This is a genomic window from Streptomyces sp. NPDC055078, from assembly GCF_053607985.1.
In genome coordinates this window covers 1-4260 of record NZ_JBSGUP010000686.1, presented here as the reverse complement: position 1 = coordinate 4260, position 4260 = coordinate 1, and the positions used below count along the sequence as shown (strand labels likewise).

Here is a 4260-nt window from a genome sequence, read left to right as displayed (position 1 = left end):
GCGCCACCGCCACCGTGCACCGCGCCCCCTGAGAACTCATCGCCATACGACCATCATCAGCCATCCCACCACCACAACACCCCCCACCGACCACCGTCACCCGGTCGTCGCAGGCCAGGGCGGGGCAGGCGGCCAGGGCCGGGCCGGCCGGGGATCAGGCGGAGAAGTCGCGCTGCCACCACCTGCTCGCCGTGACCGAAGCCGGGGGAGACCCGGCCGGGGCAAGGAGTGCGGCCGGCTCGTCCGGGTGCGTCGTACGGCATGGCGGCCGGTGGGGTCGGGTGGTCCGCGAGCGGGCCGGGGGAGGCGGGGCGGTGGATACGTGACCGGCGGTCGCGGTCGTCGCCGGCTGTACGTGGTCGGCGGCCGGGGTGCGCCACCCGGTGGCGGGGCCGTGGCGGCCGGTGGTTTCGCGACGGCTGGGCGGCGACTTCGTGACGGCGGGCGGTCGCTTCGTGACGGCGGAGGACGGCGGGCGGAGAGCGGAGGAGCGAGGGCTTTCGGCGGCGGGCGACCCGGTTTCGGCCGTCGGGGGTCCGCGGTCGAGGTCGGGGGTCGGTCGTCGGGGGTCCGCGGTCGAGGTCGGGGGTCGGTCGTCGGGGGTCCGCGTCAAGGTCGGCGGTCGGGGGTCGGCGGCTTCGTGACGGTGGATGCCATGCCGGCCGGTCGGCCGGTCGAGGACGTCGGGAGGTGCTGGTGTACGCGGTAGCCCCCGTTCACTTGGAACAGTTGCGTCACCAACGGTGTGGATTCGGGTGCCGGACCCCGGGCGTCAGCGAGCGGCGCGCGACAGCGCCCGTCTCTCCGTCCAGGTGACCAGCGCGCGGTCGTCCAGGGACCGCACCCAGTGATCGGCCATGGCACGGCTCTCCCGGTCGGGCCGGGGGCCGACTCCGAGGACCCGCAGTCCGGCCCGGACGGCGGACCTGATGCCGCAGAGCGAGTCCTCCACGGCGAGGCAGTCGGACGGTTCGGCGTCGCACGCCGCCGCGGCGCTCAGATAGACGTCGGGGTGCGGTTTGGGCCTCATGTGCTGCTCCGGGACGATCACATGCGAGAAGTGCCGCAGCAGACCGGCCGTGTCGAGGCAGTCCTCGACGACATCGCGCGGGCAGTTGCTCGCGACGGCCAGCGGGGCGAACTCGGCTGCGCGGGCCACCAGTTCGGCGGCGCCTGGGGTGGTGACGGGTTCCTCGGCGACCAGGGAGCGGAAGGCGTCCAGGAGTTTGGAGGTCATCTCCGCGGCGAGTTCGGGCCGCCCCGCCTCGTCGGCCATGAGACGGCCGCACTCCGTGTAGTGCACGCCCTTGGACAGTTCGGCGAACTCGTCGGTCGGGGTGACTCCGTGCTCCCTGAGGACGAGGTCTCTGGCTCCCTGCCAATGCCTCTCGCTGTCCATCAGGGTGCCGTCGCAGTCGAATACGACTGCCGCCGGCGTCCATGGGAAGATTTCTGACATGTGAAGGCCATCCTTCTTGAGGTGACGGGGGCGCGGCGTACCGTCGAGAACGTCCGCGCCTGAGAGGAGATGTGACTGCGGGCGCGGATAACAGACCGGTGCCGCAGAAAGATATCCGTGCGGGGCAATACGGCAGGTCGGCCATTCGCAGGGCCGACCGTCCGGCGCATTGCGCGTCGCGACGGAACGGGCGGAATTGAGTGGGACCCAAGCTAATTTTGACAATGGAGTGCAGTCAATGAATCCGGGGTAAGCGATATGAGATGCATTGAACATGGGTAATCTTATGCACCGGGTAATTCTATTTACGTATGAAACTAAACGGCCCTGACGTCGGATTCAGGTCGGTCGCGCCACGGCGAGGTGGCCGATATTCGCAGGACCCTGCCAGGTGGCTGACCCGCCGATCGGGTGGAAAGGCAGACTGGCCGAAGCCGCCCGAGTCCCGGCAACGCCCCTGTCCCGCCCCAGTACGCGGCCCTGGAGCGGAGAGCCGACGCCTTCGCGCCACAGTGGCCTGGAATTGCGGGGCCCGGCCGCCGCCCCCACGCTGGACGAGCGAGCGGTACGGAGCCTTGGGGCGCGTACCGCGTCATCGGTCTTGAGCCACTCGGGAGTCGCCGTGGTCAGGTATTTCGCGAGGTCTCCGGGATCCCTGGTACCGGACGCTCTGGAGGGCTTCGCCCGGGCGCACCAGGACATGGTCGAATACCGCGCCGAGCACGGCTATCTGCGGGCCCGGCACAGCGCGCCCGGTCGCCGGGTGGCCGTACTCTCCGGCGGCGGCTGTGGACACGAGCCGCTCCACACGGGCTATGTGGGAGCCGGGATGCTGGACGCCGCCTGCCCGGGGCGGGTCTTCGCCTCCCCGCACAACCGGCAGATCTTCGAAGCCTCCCGCGCGGTCGCCCGCGAGGGCGGAGTGCTGCACATCGTCACGAACTACACCGGTGACCGGATCAACTTCGGTATCGCGGCGGAACGGCTCGCCCATGAAGGCATACCGTGCGCACGGCTGCTGGTCGACGACGACCTCGCCTCCGACAGCGCCGCCGTGGCGGTGGGCCGCCGTGGCACCGGGGCCTCCGCGCTGCTCGAAAAGCTCGTCGGGGCGGCGGCGGACACCGGACTCGGCCTCACCGAACTGGTGACCCTGGGCACCTCTCTCGTCGGTCGCTGCCGCAGTCTCGCGGTGGCGTCCGCGTCGCTGACCGCACCCACCAGCGGACGGCCGATGGGCGAGATCCCCGACGGCATCCTGGAGTACGGCGTCGGAATCCACGGCGAGCGCGCCGACCGCACTCTGCCCATCGAGCCCCTCGACGCCCTGGTGGACCGGATGACCGCCGCCTTGCTGACCGCGCTGGCACCCCCCGCCGGAGCGGGGCTGATCGCCGTCGTGGGCGGACTGGGGGCGGTCACCCGGCTGGAGCTGTACGCGGTGCTGCGCGAACTGGCCCGGGTGCTCGACACGTACGGGCTCACCCTGCGGCGGACCATGGTGGGCGACTTCGTGACCGCCCTGGACACCCGGGGTTTCTCGCTGACCCTGCTCCTCGCCGACGACGAGGTGACGAGCCTGTACGACGCGCCGGTCCGGACACCGGCCTGGCAGTGGTAGGGACGAATTGGTAGGACGACCGATCCCGAACGGAGGATGATGAGATCCGACGGCACCTTCACCGAACTGTGGGCGCGGCGGTTCACCGCTTCGGTCACGGCCTGCGAAGCGGAGTTGACCGCGCTCGACGAGCGGGCGGGCGACGGCGACTTCGGCAACAACCTCCTGACCGGGGTCACCATCGCCGTCCGGACGCTGAACCGTACGGCGGCGGAACGAGACGCGGACCTGGACCCGGACGCGGACCTGGCCCTGGACCCGGACCCGGACTTGGCCCCGGACGCGGACCTGGACCCGGACGCGGAGCATGTGCCGCTCCAGGTTCTGGCGACCGCCTTCCTTGATGAAGTCGGCGGCACCAGCGGGCCGTTGTTCGGGCTGCTGTTCCAGGAACTCGCGGCGGCTGTCCGCGTCGACGGACCCACCCTCACCACCCGCTCCCTGGCGCGCGGCACGGCCGCCGGGCTCGCCGCGATCAGACGGGTCGGCGAAGCGTCCCTGGGGGACAAAACCCTGGTCGACGCCCTGCAACCAGCGGCCAACGCCCTGCGGTTGTGCGTACCGGCGACAACGCCCGGCCTGTCGGCGACAACGCCCGACCAGGCACTGGCCGGGGCGGCCGACGCGGCCTGGGACGGCGTACGACGCACCAGACTCCTCGGCGCGCGGCGCGGCCGGGCCAGCTATCTGGGTGCGAGGGCCGTCGGGGTGCCCGATCCGGGCGCGGTGGGCATCGCCCTCTTCTTCTCGGCCGCCGCCGCACCGGTCACCGCGCTCACCCCCTTCCTGCTGGACCCGGCGGACGCGGCGCCCGTACCGGCCGAGCCGATGCCGACCGAGTCGATGCCAACCGCGCCGGTCCCGACCGGGACGTTCCGCCCCGCCGACTCCGGGCCCCCGGCCCGCTCGCCCGCGTCGCTCCCGAACGCCGCCATGCTGGACCGGCCGCCGGGCAGTGCCGCCCGGCAGGGGGACGGTGAGGGCTCCCTCGTCCCGGTCCGTGACCGGAAGCCACACCCGGGTCGGCCGGCGACACCCCCCGGGCCGGTCCGGGCCCCCGCCCCGGAACCACCGGCATAAGGGTCCGGCGGGCGCGTGCGGCTACCGGCGGTAGCGGTGGCGGCTACCGGGCGCTACCGGCGGCGGGACGCCATCTGCCGCCGGTAGCCGCACTCACTGC

Annotated in this window: 2 protein-coding genes and 1 pseudogene; 2 read left to right on the top strand and 1 reads right to left on the bottom strand. The window is 72.1% G+C overall.

Annotation, left to right across the window (positions count from 1 at the left end; translation table 11 throughout):
• Positions 1–772 precede the first annotated feature (772 nt).
• Positions 773–1459 carry an HAD family hydrolase gene (locus ACWF94_RS34790; protein ID WP_453497966.1) on the bottom strand — a complete coding sequence of 229 codons (687 nt, stop codon included), beginning with the start codon at positions 1457–1459 and terminating at the stop codon, positions 773–775.
• A gap of 622 nt (positions 1460–2081) precedes the next feature.
• Between ACWF94_RS34790 and ACWF94_RS34785 the strand changes: the two genes are divergently transcribed.
• Positions 2082–3080 (top strand): dihydroxyacetone kinase subunit DhaK, encoded by a 999-nt coding sequence (locus ACWF94_RS34785; protein ID WP_453497964.1) that lies wholly within the window; start codon positions 2082–2084, stop codon positions 3078–3080.
• Positions 3081–3119: 39 nt separating this feature from the next.
• Positions 3120–3872: pseudogene (locus ACWF94_RS34780) on the top strand (DAK2 domain-containing protein); the annotation flags it as partial.
• Between the last annotated feature and the right edge of the window lie 388 nt (positions 3873–4260).

Bases quoted from the DNA above. Each gene is read 5' to 3' on its own strand.
- ACWF94_RS34790 (WP_453497966.1), bottom strand. From the start codon at position 1,459: ATGTCAGAAATCTTCCCATGGACGCCGGCGGCAGTCGTATTCGACTGC.